Raw genomic sequence first — 2,011 nt, 5'->3', positions numbered from 1 at the left:
TTCTTAAACTCCTCGTTATGCTCTCTGAAAAGAGCCAGCAGAGTTAGCGGTTTCTGACCGACTCCCATCACGGCATTCTTTACCTGCTCTGCCGTAATAAATCCCAGACTGTTCTTAATCCGCCTGTAATGCTCCTTGATTTCTTTGGTCAGATCATCAATAGCCTGGTTGACGGTAATGGCATTCTCACTGCGGCCGTCAGCCCGTCCTTTTTCAGGATTCCAGATGGCCGGATTGACGGATACTTTCGTTCCTATCTGTTCCCATTTGGCATCTATGCTTATCTTGCACAGCAACTGGCACGTTCCATCCTTACGGACTTTGGTGCGGTTTATATAAAACAGTATCGCAAATGTACTGCGACGTTTGATTTCCATATTGTCAGTATTTCTTTTCATAATCCTATTTTTTGCCATTATCAAATAACTACAGAAAACCGCTCAACAATTATTTTATCCAATGCTTTCGTATCTGTATCTATCTTATTGTCTGTCACCTTTGCGTAATGCTGTGTGGTCTCAATACGACTGTGCCCCAACATCTTGCTGACCGTTTCAAGCGGTACGCCATGGGAAAGTGTAATTTCTGTCGCATAGGTATGACGGGCTGCATGGAAGACCAGCTTACGTCCTATACCGCAAATTTCGGCGATGCGTTTCAGATAACGATTCAATGAACTGTTGGAATACATGGGAAGAAGCTTTCCTTCAGGAGCCATATCGCGGTATTTTTCAATAATATGGAACGGCAGTTCCATAAGCGGTATTTCAAAATCTACACCGGTTTTCTTGCGAGAACTCCTGATCCACCAGGTACCATCTTCCGCGAGAGAAAGGTTTTCATTTGTCAGCAGACACATGTCGCTATAGGGAATACCCGTATAACAGGAAAACAGGAACATATCTCTCACATGATAAAGAATCTGATCATGGAGAGGTGTTGTCATAATCCTATTCAATTCTTCGGAGGTGAGATATTTCTGTTCCGGTTTCGGATGTACCGGTTCATATCCGACAAACGGGAATACTGTTATTATACCGTCAGCAATAGCTTCTCCGACAATTGTTTTCAGTTGGACGGTAAGATTGACTATTGTGCCTGAAGCCAGACAACATTCCGTACGTAGATACAAGTCATATTTTTCAATGAAGGAACGGTCCAATGCGGCAAAAGGGATATCTGACAGCTTATATTGCATCTGTAAAAAACGTACCAGATGATTGTAGGAATTGCGGTAAGCCCTCAATGTCTTTTCCGTACGATTGATCCCAACGCGTTTCTCGAAATTTCTAATGAAAAGTCTGAAATAGCTTAATAGGGTTTCCTGTTCCGAAGCCATACCCAAAAGTTGATGCTTTACATCCTCTGCTGTTACATCCTCACGGATTGCAGATTGTTCCGCATAGATGCCGAGCGCGGCAGCACGTATTTCATCCAGTCTGTTGTTTATGTCTCTTGCCGCAACACTTTTTCCACACGCCCGTCCGGATGACCACAATGACTGTGGCACACGAAACTTGACACTGAATGCTGTTTCAGAGTGCTTGCCGACAATAAGCCGTGCCATCACGGGACAGTTTCCCCTGGCATCCGCCTCGCTCTTTTTAAGGTAGAACGAAACCTTTACATCTGTCTGATTCATAATCTGTTCCATTGTTTGCAAAATTAACAGAGACAGAGTTAATCATCGGCATGTAAAATATCGTCAGACATCGACAAAGCTATCACCATTGACTTCCGGAACCTATATTTTTCATATCTCAAAAAAAATAAGTACCTTCGCTAAGCCAAAATGATGAAACTGCGTTCTTTACGGTCGGAGCAGAAAGGATTTTCAAACAACTCCATACAACTGGAATGGGCAACGGATAGGTAGCAATTTTTTCGCTTAACTATTCAAAAAACGGCTTCAAAGCACACATTTACAAATGCGGAATAATGCTGCGTATCTCCCTGAAAGCCCAATAGTTTACATTATTCTTCCTAAATCCATCCGAAATCGGGCGAGTTT

General features: G+C 42.9%; 2 protein-coding genes. Both read right to left on the bottom strand.

Annotated features, from left to right (window positions below; all coding sequences use genetic code 11):
* Positions 1-398, bottom strand: a 398-nt coding sequence (locus tag I2I33_RS20170) for an Arm DNA-binding domain-containing protein (protein ID WP_255541934.1), incomplete at its 3' end; no start/stop codon positions are given.
* 20 nt (positions 399-418) lie between these two features.
* Positions 419-1,642 carry a site-specific integrase gene (locus I2I33_RS20165; protein WP_120178153.1) on the bottom strand — a complete coding sequence of 408 codons (1,224 nt, stop codon included), beginning with the start codon at positions 1,640-1,642 and terminating at the stop codon, positions 419-421.
* Positions 1,643-2,011: the final 369 nt, after the last annotated feature.

The organism is Butyricimonas sp. BSD2780061689_150309_C8 (assembly GCF_015560935.1).
Lineage (GTDB): Bacteria > Bacteroidota > Bacteroidia > Bacteroidales > Marinifilaceae > Butyricimonas > Butyricimonas paravirosa.
The sequence above is the reverse complement of the archived record's forward strand: the minus strand, read 5'-3'. Positions and strand labels throughout refer to the sequence as shown.